Annotated in this window: 15 protein-coding genes; all 15 read right to left on the bottom strand. The window is 43.4% G+C overall.

Annotated features, from left to right (window positions below; translation table 11 throughout):
- Positions 1-73: 73 nt before the first annotated feature.
- The gene (locus AC27IJ_RS01575; protein WP_312445999.1) at positions 74-955 is read right to left on the bottom strand and encodes a DNA glycosylase; all 882 of its coding nucleotides are present in this window, start codon (positions 953-955) and stop codon (positions 74-76) included.
- A 58-nt stretch (positions 956-1,013) separates the two neighbouring features.
- Complete coding sequence (locus tag AC27IJ_RS01570; RefSeq protein ID WP_487147281.1) at positions 1,014-1,628, bottom strand: HAD family hydrolase; 615 nt, start codon at positions 1,626-1,628, stop codon at positions 1,014-1,016.
- Entirely contained in the window at positions 1,621-2,970 is a 1,350-nt protein-coding gene (locus tag AC27IJ_RS01565; protein ID WP_312445997.1) for an MATE family efflux transporter, read from the bottom strand. The genes AC27IJ_RS01570 and AC27IJ_RS01565 overlap by 8 nt, the downstream gene beginning before the upstream one ends.
- Positions 2,971-2,992: 22 nt before the next feature.
- Positions 2,993-3,496: a transcription elongation factor GreA gene (gene greA / locus AC27IJ_RS01560; RefSeq protein WP_312445996.1), complete on the bottom strand. Its 504-nt coding sequence runs from the start codon at positions 3,494-3,496 to the stop codon at positions 2,993-2,995.
- Positions 3,497-3,535: 39 nt separating this feature from the next.
- On the bottom strand, positions 3,536-4,519 hold the full coding sequence (locus AC27IJ_RS01555) for a hypothetical protein (protein WP_312445994.1): 984 nt from the start codon (positions 4,517-4,519) through the stop codon (positions 3,536-3,538).
- 182 nt (positions 4,520-4,701) lie between these two features.
- Positions 4,702-5,946: a [Fe-Fe] hydrogenase large subunit C-terminal domain-containing protein gene (locus tag AC27IJ_RS01550; protein WP_312504204.1), complete on the bottom strand. Its 1,245-nt coding sequence runs from the start codon at positions 5,944-5,946 to the stop codon at positions 4,702-4,704.
- 350 nt (positions 5,947-6,296) lie between these two features.
- Positions 6,297-7,622: an aspartate--tRNA(Asn) ligase gene (aspS, locus tag AC27IJ_RS01545; protein WP_487147280.1), complete on the bottom strand. Its 1,326-nt coding sequence runs from the start codon at positions 7,620-7,622 to the stop codon at positions 6,297-6,299.
- Positions 7,623-7,957: 335 nt separating this feature from the next.
- The gene (locus tag AC27IJ_RS01540; RefSeq protein ID WP_312445990.1) at positions 7,958-8,578 is read right to left on the bottom strand and encodes a peptidase C39; all 621 of its coding nucleotides are present in this window, start codon (positions 8,576-8,578) and stop codon (positions 7,958-7,960) included.
- Between the two features lie 476 nt (positions 8,579-9,054).
- On the bottom strand, positions 9,055-9,642 hold the full coding sequence (locus AC27IJ_RS01535) for a cyclase family protein (protein ID WP_312504201.1): 588 nt from the start codon (positions 9,640-9,642) through the stop codon (positions 9,055-9,057).
- Positions 9,639-10,091 carry a MarR family winged helix-turn-helix transcriptional regulator gene (locus tag AC27IJ_RS01530; RefSeq protein ID WP_312504200.1) on the bottom strand — a complete coding sequence of 151 codons (453 nt, stop codon included), beginning with the start codon at positions 10,089-10,091 and terminating at the stop codon, positions 9,639-9,641. The genes AC27IJ_RS01535 and AC27IJ_RS01530 overlap by 4 nt, the downstream gene beginning before the upstream one ends.
- A 331-nt stretch (positions 10,092-10,422) precedes the next feature.
- A complete protein-coding gene (locus AC27IJ_RS01525; protein WP_312504199.1) occupies positions 10,423-11,607 on the bottom strand; it encodes a glycine C-acetyltransferase in 1,185 nt (394 codons plus the stop codon).
- Between the two features lie 78 nt (positions 11,608-11,685).
- Entirely contained in the window at positions 11,686-12,732 is a 1,047-nt protein-coding gene (tdh, locus tag AC27IJ_RS01520; protein ID WP_312504197.1) for an L-threonine 3-dehydrogenase, read from the bottom strand.
- A gap of 192 nt (positions 12,733-12,924) precedes the next feature.
- Positions 12,925-13,176, bottom strand: coding sequence for a hypothetical protein (locus tag AC27IJ_RS01515; protein WP_312504195.1), 252 nt, complete (start codon positions 13,174-13,176; stop codon positions 12,925-12,927).
- A 529-nt stretch (positions 13,177-13,705) separates the two neighbouring features.
- A complete protein-coding gene (gene rpsI / locus AC27IJ_RS01510) occupies positions 13,706-14,098 on the bottom strand; it encodes a 30S ribosomal protein S9 (RefSeq protein WP_312445981.1) in 393 nt (130 codons plus the stop codon).
- A gap of 28 nt (positions 14,099-14,126) precedes the next feature.
- Positions 14,127-14,561 carry a 50S ribosomal protein L13 gene (rplM, locus tag AC27IJ_RS01505; protein ID WP_312445979.1) on the bottom strand — a complete coding sequence of 145 codons (435 nt, stop codon included), beginning with the start codon at positions 14,559-14,561 and terminating at the stop codon, positions 14,127-14,129.
- Between the last annotated feature and the right edge of the window lie 10 nt (positions 14,562-14,571).

Genomic DNA, 14,571 nt, shown 5'->3' with positions numbered 1-14,571 from the left:
TCGACAAACTTAAAAATAAAAAAGCCGTACACAGGAATGACTGCATTCCTGCATATGGCTCATGCTGCAAGAGTCAAACACCTCTCAGCTTGCTTCGGGGTATTTGATTTATCTTATAATAAAACATATACTGCTGAAGGATTCCGGCATATCCCTGATACCGCTCCAAGGGAAAGCCCTTAGGATAGTGAAGCTCTAAAATCTGCTTTACGTGGGTATCCACAGGAAAAGCCCCCACATGGTGAAGCCCGAACAGGCAGACGCAGTCTGCGACCTTTCTTCCAATCCCATACTGCTCCATCAGCATGCTGTGGGCGCTTTTATAATCCGTTTCTTTTAAGCGCAAAAGCCATTCCCTTCCCTCCGGCCCGCTGCAGATTTCTGCAATCGACAGGATGTATTTATCCCGGTAACCAAGGCCCAGGCCGGACAGTCCCTTTAGGCCTGCCGAGGAAAGGCTCTCCGGCCCCGGAAAGGCATTATAGTCTCTTTCAGTTTCTTTCCAGCTTCCGTCAGGAGACATAGTCAGACCCAGACCTTTCCTTTTGTCACCGAATTGCTTGCACAGTTCCTTAACACTGCCCGTAATGCGGGTGATATTATTATTCTGAGAAATCAAAAAGGTCACCAGCATTTCCCACAGATCCTGATGAAGGATCCGGACTCCCCAGCCCCATTCCATGGCTTCCCGAAGATAAGAATCCTCAGAATCCACTCGCCTTTTATAACCGCCGTAATCGGTCTGTAAGTCAAAATAGCCGGCCCACGTTTCTTTAAACTCCCTTTCCCCGCAGGAAAACAGGAAGCCGTCTTCTTCTTTCACTGCTTCCACGTATTCTCCCGCTGCCGCGATCATCCAGACCCCATTTTCGTCCTCTCGGCCTTCCATACGGAAGCACTGGCCGGACCTGGCAATCTGTTCGAAATCCATATCCTTTATCTGAATCCGGTACATAATAAGCGTTTCTCCATTTCATTGTAAAACCACAAAACTTTATGATTCCAGGCTATTTCTAGTTATCATTGATATGGGTCAAAAATTCTTTCAGCCGTTTCACATCTCCGTCCTCAAAACAGTACCCATCCATACCGCAGGCTCTTGCCCCCTCAATGTTCATGGGCAAGTCGTCAATAAAAAAGCATTCCTCCGGCTTTAAGTGGAACCGCTCAAACAAATGGCTGTACATTTCCTTTTGAGGCTTCAAACACTTTACTTCAGCGGAAAATAATATCCCGTCAAAATGTTCAATCCCTGGAATGATATTATAACACGTCTGCAGGCGGAGAGAAGCATTGGAGCAAAGATAGATGCCATATCCATTTTCCTTAAGCTGTCCTACCAGTTTTCCCATCTCTTCATCAGGCCACATATTGTATTCATGCCAGTGCTCCAGGCAAAGGGCGGCCATATCCCTGGCATGGGCGGTGTCCAGACGTGCCTGCATCTTCTTTAAAGCCTCTTCCTCTGAGATCAGCCCCATATCCAGAAACAGCCACTCCTGAGACTCAAAAACAGCGATCCTTACTGCCTTCCGCTCCGCCTCATCCTCAATAAAATGTCTGCAGACAATGTCTCCATCATAATGTACCAGCACTCTGCCCATGTCAAATACTATATTTTTAATCATTATTTTTCTCCTGTAATAATTCATTTTTCTTTTTAAACCAGAAATAATAGGGAACCTCATAAAGCAGCATACAGGCCCAGCCAGCCAGGCAGGCATAGGGAACGCCATTCATTCCCATGGACGGAACCAGCAGGATGACCAATGCCACCCGGACGGAAATCTGGATCAAGGTGGAGATCAGGGTGATGGACATATTTCCCATTCCCCGGAAAAATCCCTGGATCCCATTGGTAAAGGCAGGCAGCAGATAGAAAAAAGCCATGAGGGTCAAATATTCCGCCCCAATCCTTACCATGGTCCCATCCCCATTGGGCACAAATAATCTCATCACCGGTTCCTTCACCAGCAGGATGACAATGCATATGATCACCCAGTAACCTGCTTCTATGAAAAGCCCGGTCCGAAAGCCTTTCCTCACCCGTTCTCCGTTACCGGCTCCCCGGTTTTGGGCCACAAAGGTCATCATTCCGCTGGAAATGCTTTGTTCCGGAGTAAAAGCAAAATCATCCACCCGGTTCACCGCCTGAAACGCCGCTATGGTGCTGACGCCCAAAGGATTTATGACTCCCTGTATCAAAAGCTTGCCAATAGGCTGGCAGGATTGCTGCAATGCCGTGACCGCTCCCTGCTTTACCGTAAGTCCTAAAAGCTCCCGGTCCATACGGAATTCCTTTGGCTTAAGTTTAAGAAGAGGAACCTTCTTATATATGTAAGAAATGCACAGGATTGCAGAAACCGCCTCCGCAATGACAGTAGACAGTGCAGCCCCAAAAACTCCCATGTGAAACCCTGCCACAAATACCAGATCCAATAATGCGTTTAAAACCGAGGCCATAGCCAGGAAGCGGACCGGGGTTTTTGAATCGCCCACGCTCCGGAGGGCAGAGGCCACTCCATTGTAAAAAAAGGTAAAGGGCGTTCCTATTAATATAACCCTTAAATACACAGCTGCATCCTCCGTGATCTCATCCGGCACACGGAGAAGCCTTATGATCCCGCCGGACAAAAACAGCCCCAGGCATACAATGGCCAGAGAAAAATAAAGTCCAAACAAAAGGGTGGTGGCTATCTCCTGCTTTAGCTTCTCATGGCTTCCTGCGCCGAAGAACTCACTCATCAGCACCGAAGCCCCGATGCAGATTCCCGTAATCCCAAGGATCACAATGTTCATAACCGGGCCGGCCGCGCCAACTGCTGCCAGCGCCTCTTCCCCCGCAAACCGTCCTACCACTATGGAATCCACCGCATTATAGGTGAGCTGGAATAAATTTCCCAAAACCAGAGGAATGGAAAACCGTATCAGTTGAGAGGAAATGCTTCCTCTAGTCATATCCTTCATCATATCAGCCTGTCCTTTTGGCAGATCAATAGCTTCTCAGCTTGTCACTGTCATCGTCCTTTGTATTTTCCAGGCGTTTCACCACTACGTAGTAGCCTGCCTTGTCATTGACCTTTACATAGACCCGGTCGCCTACCTTATGCCCCATAACGGCCCTCCCCAAAGGGGATTCAGAGCTGATAAGGCCTTTTATGGAATTCCCGCGGACTGTTGTCACAAGCTTGTAGGTCTCTTCCTCGTCATCATCCTCAAAATACAGGTCAACCGTATTATAAAGCCCGACCTCATCATCCTTGGATTCATCGGTTATGATCTGGGCAGTCTTTATCATCTTCTCCAGATAACGGATCCTGCTTTCGTTCTGATTCTTGTCCTTTTTTGCGGCATGGTACTCAAAGTTTTCACTTAGATCTCCATGGGCTCTTGCCTCTTTTACCGCTTCCAGGGCTTCTTTCCGGACGACCAGCTTCCGGTGTACTATTTCTTCCTGCATTTTCTTAATATCATTCTCCGTTAATTTGTCAAACACGTTATCCCTTCCTTTTTCTGCATTCTCCTATAGGAACTGTCATTCTTTCTTTTGGGCAATCACCTCAATGCGTCCGGAAGCAGTCCCTACATGACGGTATGATCGAATGGAAAGTCCGCATTTTTCCGCCAGAGCATCTATGCCCCTGTCCGTCAGGCAGACCTCTGCCACCTCCCCCTTCCACATGGAAGCTCCCTTTTTTTCCAGATTTTTAATGGATTTATCCAGATCCGGCCCATCAAACCAGAGAATCCCGTCATCTGCCAGGTACTCCGCCGCCTGAGCCAGGATCAGCTTCATATCCTGAGTGCGTGGGATCCGGTCAATGAGGACGATCCGGTATGCTTCCTCACTGCCTTCTAACCGGTCTCCGGCTTCTTCCAGAGACATGGCCTCAGGATCATACCCGGCCTTTCTGGCTTCTTTATATAATGGGCTTTTCTCTTCTCCAATAAACAGCATGGTTCCTTCCGCCGCAAATACACCAATATCTGCTAAAAGCTGTTCACATCTTGCCTTTGTGCGGCGGGAGCCCTTCTTTCCGTTTACAAACCGGCTTTCTTCCTTTGTAAGATAATAATTTCCGCACTCCCTGCACTTCATAAAGACCCGGACCGGCTCCAGCACGTATTGATCCGTCTCCTCGTCTTCCATATAGAGCACCGCTCCATAATGGGGGACGCCTTTTCCTGAGCAGACGGGACACCGTTCTATTTCTGCTGTCATTAAGTTCCGAAGCTCCTTTAACGTTGAAAAATACCAGCGGTACAGCCTGTTTTTAAATTCCTGGTCATAAACAAACAGCCAGTTCTTTATGACTTCCGCCATCCATTTCGTTTCATGGATCACGGTTTTATCTGCCTTAAATACTCTTAAATTATCCTCCAAAGTGAAAAGCCCTGTAACAGTATCCTCTTTCAGCCGTTCATTTTCCTCATAGGCCATAAGGTGTTCAATTCCTTCCACAACACTGCCGCATAAATTGACCATTACCAACAGCTGATTCATTCTGCCTGTTGTCATATCATTTCCTTTCTTTCAGTTGCCTGTCTTGTCCATGCATACTCTTTTATATTAGCATTTTTAAGGGGTGAAAAGCAAGATGCAATCAGGAAAACCGAAAATCAGTACATGGAAACCGCCTGGCATGGTTCCCATGTACTGATTTTACTGAAACAATATAAAGCCTATGAAAGCAACTTATCTTAAGTAATATTTCTGCTGAATAGATCAGTTTCTTCCAGCAGGCTTTCAATGCTGTCCAGGTTTAGGCGGTGCAGCAGCTCGATCACATATGGATTCTCAGCCGGATGCCCATAAGTCGCCTTTTCTCCATAATCATTGACCAGCTCCGTTCCCTGATCCACTCCCAAAATGGATCTTGGTCCGCCGACGCAGCCGCCCACACAGCCCATGCCTTCATAAAAATTTGCCTCGATCTTTCCTTCCATGATATCCTGGATCATCTTCCGGCACGCAGGCACTCCATCCGCCTGTTTGGTGCGGATCTCTGTTTTTTTATTGGGATTAATGGCTCTTACCGTACTCTCGACCGCTTCGCTGACTCCGCCCTTTCTGGCGTAAATCCTTCCGGCTCTTGAGGAATGGTCCTTTTCACTCTCTTCCATAACAGCCGGATCGATTCCAAGGGCATCAAAGATATTCTTTACCTCCTGGAATGTGAGCACATAGTCAACCGCACCCGCCAGATCCTTTTCCCGGGCTTCCGCCTTCTTGGCAAGACATGGTCCGATGAATACGGTCATAGCATCAGGATGAAGCGCTTTTACCACTCTTGCGCAGGCAACCATGGGTGATACCGAGCCAGGAACATGAGGAACCAGCTGGTGATAGACTTTACGGATCATGCCGATCCACATGGGACAGCAGCAGCTTGTCAGCTGGTAATCATTGATATCATTGATATTTTTATCAAATTCGAGAGCTTCTTTTAATGTAAGGATGTCCGCAAACAGGGCAACCTCCAGCATTCCGTCAAACCCAACTGCTTTTAATGCCGATCTTAACTTTCCAGGAGTGACCTCCTTTGAAAACTGGCCTAAAAATGCGGGAGCTATCATTGCATATACCAGTCCCTTGGAGCTTCTTATCGCTTTTAAAGCCGGGATAATATCCGTACTGGCTGTCAGTTTTTCCGGTGCGCAGCCTTCAATGCAATCTTCACAGCCCAGACATAGCTCCGGATCAACAGTGACCCCATCCTTATCGATTCCCAATGCCCCGAAAGGACAGCGCTTTAAGCATTCCTCCCGTTCCTCTTTGGAACAGGTGCAGGTTCCGGTACGGATCACCACCGGATGCTTCGTCGGATTCAAAAGGCAATCCAGATGATGAGGATCATATGAAGTTTCTAAGTCCTTCACCGGATCCGAATCATTATTTAATACGGACTTCACCAAACTTTCATACAACTGCTTAAATGTCTGCATAAGATACCTCCCGCAAGTACGTTTTGATTTTCTTTGTAGTACTGTGATTTTTGTCGGTTCTGTGATTTTATTATAGCTATTATTATAATACTTTTTCTTCTTCCTTACCATACCATTCATGGGGAAGATGACAATTTCAGGAAAATTTTGGCTGTATAAATGAATCATGGTTTCATATCCGCTCCTGTCATCCATCCAGGCATGGTCCGGCTGTGCGTGACGTACAAAATATACTCTTGCCATTATGCTTTATTCTCTCTCCCCTGTCTGCTATTTATAACATGATTTTCCGAATTATTATTTAAGTTGGAAACCAATCATTTACAATTTCTGTTAGTCATTTCATGGTACTATGGAGTCAGCCTGTTAATATCTCTTGGAAACAGGGTAGAAAGACGTACATTCTCCTGTCCAAGAAGTTTACTTGTAAAACGTTCCAGGCCCAGACCCAGTCCACCATGAGGCGGCATCCCATATTTATGCATCATAAGATAGCTTTCAAATAATTCTGTATTCATCCCTCTTCGTTCCATTTTCTGAGTCTGATCTTCATACCCATGAATTCTCTGACCGCCTGTCGTTATTTCCAGTCCCCGGAATAAAAGGTCAAAGCTTAATGTTTCCTCTTTATTCTCCACGCTATCCATCGCATAAAAAGGTCTCTTTTGGCTTGGATAATGAGTTACAAATACAAATTCACTCCCTGTCTTCTGCTTAATCAGCTCATAAAGCAGTTTTTCTTCTTCCGGCTCAAAATCATCAAAATCCTTGATGGGTCTATTATATTCCATTGAAATCAATTCTTTTGCTTCCTTAAATTTAATTGCCGGAATTTCTTTGATTACGGGCATGTTCACTTTTAACAGTTTTATTTCATCTTCATATTGTTTATTCAAATACTCCATTACATGTTTTAACATCATCGTTTCCATCTGCATAATATCTTCAAAGCTGTCAATGTACCCCATTTCAAAATCTACGCTGGTATATTCATTCAGATGCCTGGAGGTATCATGTTTTTCCGCCCGGAATACCGGAGCAATTTCATATACCCTTTCAAAAACGCCTACCATCATCTGCTTGTAAAATTGCGGGCTTTGAGCTAAATATGCCTCTCTGTCAAAATAGTCTATACGGAAAATATTTGCTCCGCCTTCGGCACCTGCATAAACGATTTTAGGCGTACGGATTTCCGTAAATTTTTCCTTTTTTAAGAACTCACGTATTCCATAGGTGATTCCCTCCTGAAGCTTAAAAATACCCCGTTCTCTTTCGTTACGAAGTGTAACCGGCCTGAAATTAAGCAGAGTTTCCATAGAAGTATCTACACATTTATTATTTATTACAACTGGGCTCGGCTCTTTCGGTTTTGATAATACCTCTATCTCAATCATCGAAAGGTCATAGCCTGTTTTGGATCTCTCTTCCCCTTTGACACAGGCAGTTACTATGACACTGCTCTCTTCCTTTATTTCATCAAGAGAAAATAGAGAAATTTCCTTTGAATAAATGCACTGGACTACTTTCCTTTTTGTTCTCAATAGTACAAAAGCAAAATCGCTCATTTTCCTGATTTTATAGATGCTGCCATGAATCCTTATGGTTTCTCCGATATGGTTTATCAACTCCTCCGCTTCAACGGTCATCTCTTTGATCTCTCCAATGATACTCTTCATTGTTTATTCCTCCTGAATTATAATTATTTGATTTTCATTGCTATCTAATATATCCATGAGGACATCATCAATATGTCCCATACGATCACAACCTTTCCCTTTCCCGCATGGGTAAAAAAATAGAACCACACGGGCAAATTAAATTTACCAATGTGGTCCCTAAAATATTCTATCCACACAGGCGCAACGCTTTAAGCGCTTGCACCTGCGGTTCGTCACAGATACAAGCGCTATCAATCGTCGTCCCAATTCAACTTTTTAAGAAGTTGATGCTGATTCATAATAGCTGCCTCCATTTATAATTTGATTCAGGTTATCATAATGAGCTTGTTTTGTCAAATAAAATATTCAATGGTATCTGCCGGTTTCTTCTGTGTCACGCTGTTAAAAATGATGACAGCCTCTCTTGTTTCCTTGGGTCCAAGGGCATAAGTGCCTTTTCCGGTGTCATTAAACATTTCCCATGGCACGCACCGGTTCCTATGGTAAGGCATATCTGTGATCAGCTCCAAACCCTTTTGCTTAAAAGGCTTCTTTCTAAAATAAGGATCAAACAAATAAACGTTCTGACCATCGGCACCTGTCAGCAATACATAGTGCCAGCAGCCATACATCACCCGTGCCACCACAACACCGCCCTGCTGCAGACCATATATGACCTTACTGTTTTCCCCTATAAACACTTCGTCTCCCGTCAGATAATCGCTTTGAACAGGAAATTTTTTCATCTTGCCGAATTGGTTGATCCAGTTGCTAAAAAACATCATCGCCATACGCGAGGTTCCGTTTTTCCCAAACTCCCCCTTCGCATTATAGGAATCGAGACAAAAAAGCATAATATGTTTGATGATATCCGGCGGAATCTGATCTCTGGTGAAGAGAAAGCTCATTGCATTAAGTAATGTGGTCGGGCCGCAGTCATATTCCGTGATCTGATAGTTTAGTGGATTTTTCATATTATATTCACTTCCTTGTCCTTAAGCGTATTTTATACCTGTCTTTAATAATACTCATTGTCATTCCAGGCATCAAACAATCTCTTCAAAAGTATGCCATCCGCATTTCTTTCTTATAAACATTATTTGTATCATTTAAAGATGATGTTGTCAATATATTTGTAACCGTATTATTACCTTGCCTCTGTCATCTCTACCTTACTTCATACTTGTAATGTTACAGGAGAAGTATCATAATGTCAGAAATTTGCGCCGAGATGTCTGCTCTTTTATTCTTCCAGCACAGTCACGATTCTATCCTGGCAGAAAATATGATAAAATAGCTCACTTATAACATTGTACCGCTGGATTTATTCGTAATAACATAAACATAATGGCATGATATTAATTAATAAGGAAAGGAAACGTTATGGTAGTGAAAAAGCTTCCTGCAATTCGCAGGCAATCCTTAAGTCTTTGATAGCTTTTATGAGAGCTTAAGTTAAAAGTTTATATTTTCCAATTTCCACCACCACTTTACATCGCAGTCCAGTAGCAACCGGATCATCAAACCAAAGAGTATAGACCTGTAAGACATTTGTATCTATTAATTGATTAAGACCACTAAGATTCTCAATAACGTAGATTCCATGCTTCTCCAGCATTCTGTCAGCAGGCTCATGCTCTTTTCCATGGCGTATTCCTGAACAGTCTATTCCCAAAAAGCGAATTGGCTGATTTGAAAGCCACTGGATCAACTCTTTAGATAACTGCGGATGTTCCCGAAAATAATCAGGTGTACCATACTTTTCTTTTTCACTTCGGCCAGTGCGTATTAGAAGAAATGCATTTTCTGGTATATTTAAATTCTCAATATCCGAAAGTGAAATCTCTCGGTTTTCTGCAATATCTGATACATCCCAAAGAACGCCTGGGCAAGTCATGTAATCGAGTGGGATAACACTTTTCTCATAGGTATCTAAATGCGTACCCACATGTCCTGTGGCTAAATGACGGTTTTCCTGTGCAGAGAGCCATTGCTCCATTAAACGCAGATCCACTTGTGTTGTTAAGTCATATTTCATTGTGATTCCTCCTGTATTTTTGCTTGCAGATAGTTATTAAATTTTTGCAGAAAGTCAAGTATTACTTCTTGCTCCTTTATGGGAACAGAATATAAAAAGGCAATATCTCGCTCTTCCCATTTTGTATGAGCAACTTCATGTTCCTTATATAGAACCTTTCCTATAGAGGTCAACCGATAGTAAATTTCTTTTTTATTATCAGGAAGAACATAACGTTCTATAAGACCATCCTGCAGCAATCGCTTCGCCAGCCTGGTAACAGCCCCCCGGGTCATTGAGAGAATCGCAGCGAGCTGCACTCCATTTGGGTGATCAAGCTTTCCGATCGCTTCAATACAATGCAATTCTGAATTACTATATCGTGAGTTTAAGCCACTATTTATAAGATTGCTAAGTATGTCTTGATTGTTATAAAGCTGCGTAAATTGTTGAAGTATCTTTTGCTCCATTTAATATCTCCTTTTTGTTTCCTGGTAAGCAATAATATAATAGCATGTCAAAATATTGTTGTCAAGTCAACAAAAAGTAAAATAACACGTTATTGAATAGCGTTTTGCGGTTTTTATGATGAATGTACGAATGGATGCGTTCGATAAGAATGAATGATTGATTGAAGAAAGAACCCGATTGTGAAAATAGCTTTCCAATGTTTCCATACTGACCCTTTTAACTAAAAATGAGCTGGATTTTGATTACGCTTCATTTTATCAACGTAATCTTAATCCAGCCCATTTTAATCTTAAATCAACCTTAAACGACTAATCAGAAGGTAGATGTATCTCAAATCCCCATCTCATCCTTTACGCATTTAAAGCATTCTACTGCAAAATCCAAATCCTCCCTGGTATGGGCAGCGGATATCTGTGTACGGATTCTTGCCTTTCCTTTTGGTACCACCGGATAGCAGAAGCCGATGACGTATACTCCACGTTCCAGCATCCTTGCTGCAAATTCCACGGCCGTCTTTGCATCATACAGCATAATCGCCACAATCGGATGATCACTCTCTATAATATCAAATCCCACCTCTTTTATCTTCTCCCTGAAATAACGGGTATTTTCATGAACGCGGTCCCTGTACTCCGTGCTCCGCTCCAGAATTTCAAAGGTCTTTAAGGCCCCGCCGGCGATTGCTGGTGCTACGGTATTGGAAAACAGATATGGTCTGCTCTTCTGGCGGAGCAAATCCACGATTTCCTGCCTGGCGCTGGTATATCCGCCGCTGGCTCCACCCAGGGCCTTGCCCAGTGTACCGGTGATGATATCCACCCGGCCCATGACGCCGCAGTGCTCGGGTGTGCCTTTGCCAAGCCTTCCCATAAATCCTACCGCATGGCTGTCATCAACCATAACCAGCGCGTCGTACTTGTCAGCCAGATCACAGACGGCTTCTAAATCTGCCACAATGCCGTCCATGGAAAATACACCGTCTGTGGCAATCAGACGTATCCTGGCATCCTGGGAATCCTTTAAGCACTGTTCTAACTCCTCCATATTATTATTGGCATAACGAAAGCGCTTTGCCCTGCATAAACGCACGCCGTCGATGATGCTGGCATGATTTAACGCATCGCTGATCACCGCATCTTCCTCCGTCAGCAGTGTCTCAAATAAGCCTCCGTTGGCATCGAAGCAGGAGGAGTACAAAATCGTATCATCCATGCCCAGGAAGGAAGAGATTTTTGCTTCCAGTTCTTTGTGTATCCCCTGGGTTCCGCAGATGAAACGTACGGAAGACAAGCCGTATCCCCATGTATCATAAGTGGCTTTGGCCGCCTCTATAATCTCCTGGTTGTCAGAAAGTCCAAGATAATTGTTGGCACACATATTGATGACATTTTCTGTCTTCGTAGTATTGATTCTGCTCCTCTGGGGAGTTGTGATAATGCGCTCCTCCTTGTAAGTTCCGTCTCCCTTGGCCTGCTCTACCGCTTCTTTAAAATAGTTTAATGCTTTTTTCAACATATAACTTCTCTCCTATCGTTTTTTTCCAAGTCCGGCTGAATAACCTCACCCTTGTCAATTCGTTCTTCCCTTCCTCTTTCAGACCTTCGTCCAGTCCAGAACAACCTTTCCGCACTGTCCGCTGTTCATTACGTCAAAGCCCTTCTGGAACTCCCGGAAATCGAATTTGTGGGTGATTATCTTCTCTATCTCAAGACCGCTGTTTAACATGGCCATCATCTTGTACCAGGTTTCAAACATTTCTCTTCCATAAATTCCCTTTAACTGCAGACAGTTAATCACGATCTTATTCCATGGCACCACGGTATCGCTTCCCTGAAGTCCCAGAACCGCAATCTTGCCGCCGTTGTACATATGGTCAATCATTGAATTAAACGCCTGACCACTGCCGGACATCTCAAGTCCGATATCAAAACCTTCCTCGATATGAAGCTCCCGCATCTTATCTTCTAAGCTCTCCCTGGCTACATTGACAGTATGGGCATCGCAGATTTCCCGGACCAGGTTCAGCCGGTAATCATTGACATCCGTGATCACCACATGTTTGGCTCCCACATGGCGGCAAATCGCCGCAGCCATGATTCCGATAGGACCGGCTCCTGTGATCAGCACATCCTCTCCCACCATATCAAAGGATAAAGCGGTATGTACCGCATTGCCCAACGGATCAAAGGATGAGCATAATTCCTGGGGAATTCCCGGCTCACAGACGATGACATTGGTCTGTGGAATCACCAGATACTGTGCAAATGCTCCGTCACGGTTTACCCCTACGCCGACGGTATTTTTGCAGAGATGTCGTTTTCCTGCTTTACAGTTACGGCAGTGCCCACATACGATATGGCCCTCACCTGATACGATATCGCCGATTTTAAATTCCTTCACCAGGCTGCCCATCTCCACGATTTCACCAACAAATTCGTGTCCGATGGTCATCGGCGGTTTTATCGTTTCCTGAGACCACTTATCCCAGTTATAGATATGTAAATCCGTACCGCAGATTGATGTGTAGTGAATCTTTATCTTCACATCATTTTCCCCCGTAACGGGAATGGGTACCTCTCTGAGCGCCAGACCACTCGCCGCCTGTTCTTTTACAATTGCAAACATCATTCTTTCTTTCATTGTAAACCTCCACCTTTCTTATTACTTTATATGTCTTTGTGAGACGAAAAATGTCTTTTATGCGCAGACACTTTCCCTTTTAATGTCTCCCCCTCAGGGACATAATAACATGAATGCAGGTAGATTGCAATCCCTTTTTCTTATGATTTCCGTTAGGAAATTTAGGGTGAAACAACGAAAGACCATGACCATTTAGTTGGAGGTTATTACGAAAAAAACTTCGCCTGCAGGACCTCCCCCATGCCGAGCAAACAAAAAAAGAGACGGCTTCCAAAATGGAAATACTCCAATCTCTTTATCATCTAATTTCATAAATTCCAACGCATCCGAATTGTTTTCAAATTTACTATTTGTAAAAACCTGATACAACGTATATTTCATCCATAAATAGTCCAATGTACCAAACGGAGATAATCCTTCTATGTTACTTTTAGGATAACCCATATAAAATCGCTCCTTTACAAACCACGCAATGCGTGGTATATTTATCTTAGAAAAGGAACAACCGCCCACAAGGGGTTGACCGATTATATGAGAAGCAAAGCCACCCTTAACCGTCCAAAGTTTATAGGGTGGTTTTTGCTATGTATAGCTACTTACAAAACGTAAAAACGAATGTAAGTAATGCCAAAAGGAATAGACCAAAGGTCATTAAATCCTTAAAATCAAAATGATTTTTCATAGGCATCACCCCCATTCTTTTAGAATGAGGTCAACACACCCTGTAACACGATTGTCCTTGTGCTCATCCTATCATAATCAGTGTCTTCATACAATCTACATTTTTGCTATTTCAATTTTTATCGCCTATTTCACATACCCTTTCTATTTGCTAGTTATGTGTTAGCTACTTGTCAGTTACGAAGAAGATTTGATACATTTTCAAGCTATTTCATTATTGTTGAAAATATAAAAAACCCTTGAAAATATCGCATTTTCAAGGGTTCTACTATTTCTCTTATTAAATTTCTTATTATCTCTTTGAGAACTGTGGAGCACGACGAGCTGCCTTTAAGCCGTACTTCTTTCTTTCTTTCATTCTTGGATCTCTTGTTAAGAAGCCTGCCTTCTTAAGAATCGGGCGATACTCTGCATCTGCCTGAAGCAATGCTCTTGAGATACCGTGTCTGATCGCACCGGCCTGTCCAGTAAATCCACCGCCGTGAACGTTTACAAGAACGTCAAACTTATCAACTGTCTCTGTAGCAACTAACGGCTGACGAACAACAAGCTTTAATGTTTCAAGACCCAAATACTGGTCAATATCTCTCTTATTGATGGTTACCTTACCTGTACCTGGTACTAAATATACTCTAGCGATAGACTTTTTTCTTCTACCTGTTCCGTAAAATTTTGCATTAGCCATGATAACTTCCTCCTTTCAGCACCTCTGATTAAAATTTGAATTCTAAAACTTCTGGTTTCTGAGCTGCATGACTATGCTCTGCACCTGCATATGCGTGAAGTTTTGTTATCATACTTCTTCCTAAAGGTCCCTTTGGAAGCATACCCTTAACAGCCAGTTCAATAACTCTTTCAGGCTTCTTAGCCATCATTTCTCTTAAAGTTGTTTCCTTCATACCACCGACATATTCAGAGTGGTTGTAGTAGATCTTCTGATCTAATTTCTTACCGGTTACGGTAATCTTATCTGCATTTACAACGATCACATAATCGCCGCAATCCATATGCGGTGTGTAGATCGGTTTATTTTTACCTCTTAATACTTTAGCTACTTCTGAAGCCAAACGTCCTAATGTATATCCTGTAGCGTCAACTACGTACCATTTTCTTTCAATTGTTGCTGGACTAGCCATAAAAGTCTTCATTGGACTACCT

It is taken from the genome of Lacrimispora sp. YZC11 (genome assembly GCF_057543815.1).
The sequence above is the reverse complement of the archived record's forward strand: the minus strand, read 5'-3'. Positions and strand labels throughout refer to the sequence as shown.

Excerpts from the sequence above, each read along its gene's own strand:
- AC27IJ_RS01555 (WP_312445994.1), bottom strand. The coding sequence starts at position 4,519 with ATGACAACAGGCAGAATGAATCAGCTGTTGGTAATGGTCAATTTATGC.
- tdh (WP_312504197.1), bottom strand. The coding sequence starts at position 12,732 with ATGAAAGAAAGAATGATGTTTGCAATTGTAAAAGAACAGGCGGCGAGT.
- AC27IJ_RS01540 (WP_312445990.1), bottom strand. The coding sequence starts at position 8,578 with ATGAAAAATCCACTAAACTATCAGATCACGGAATATGACTGCGGCCCG.
- AC27IJ_RS01575 (WP_312445999.1), bottom strand. The coding sequence starts at position 955 with ATGTACCGGATTCAGATAAAGGATATGGATTTCGAACAGATTGCCAGG.
- AC27IJ_RS01525 (WP_312504199.1), bottom strand. The coding sequence starts at position 11,607 with ATGTTGAAAAAAGCATTAAACTATTTTAAAGAAGCGGTAGAGCAGGCC.
- aspS (WP_487147280.1), bottom strand. The coding sequence starts at position 7,622 with ATGAAGAGTATCATTGGAGAGATCAAAGAGATGACCGTTGAAGCGGAG.
- rpsI (WP_312445981.1), bottom strand. The coding sequence starts at position 14,098 with ATGGCTAATGCAAAATTTTACGGAACAGGTAGAAGAAAAAAGTCTATC.
- rplM (WP_312445979.1), bottom strand. The coding sequence starts at position 14,561 with ATGAAGACTTTTATGGCTAGTCCAGCAACAATTGAAAGAAAATGGTAC.
- AC27IJ_RS01515 (WP_312504195.1), bottom strand. The coding sequence starts at position 13,176 with ATGGGTTATCCTAAAAGTAACATAGAAGGATTATCTCCGTTTGGTACA.
- AC27IJ_RS01565 (WP_312445997.1), bottom strand. The coding sequence starts at position 2,970 with ATGATGAAGGATATGACTAGAGGAAGCATTTCCTCTCAACTGATACGG.
- AC27IJ_RS01530 (WP_312504200.1), bottom strand. The coding sequence starts at position 10,091 with ATGGAGCAAAAGATACTTCAACAATTTACGCAGCTTTATAACAATCAA.
- AC27IJ_RS01550 (WP_312504204.1), bottom strand. The coding sequence starts at position 5,946 with ATGCAGACATTTAAGCAGTTGTATGAAAGTTTGGTGAAGTCCGTATTA.
- AC27IJ_RS01535 (WP_312504201.1), bottom strand. The coding sequence starts at position 9,642 with ATGAAATATGACTTAACAACACAAGTGGATCTGCGTTTAATGGAGCAA.
- AC27IJ_RS01570 (WP_487147281.1), bottom strand. The coding sequence starts at position 1,628 with ATGATTAAAAATATAGTATTTGACATGGGCAGAGTGCTGGTACATTAT.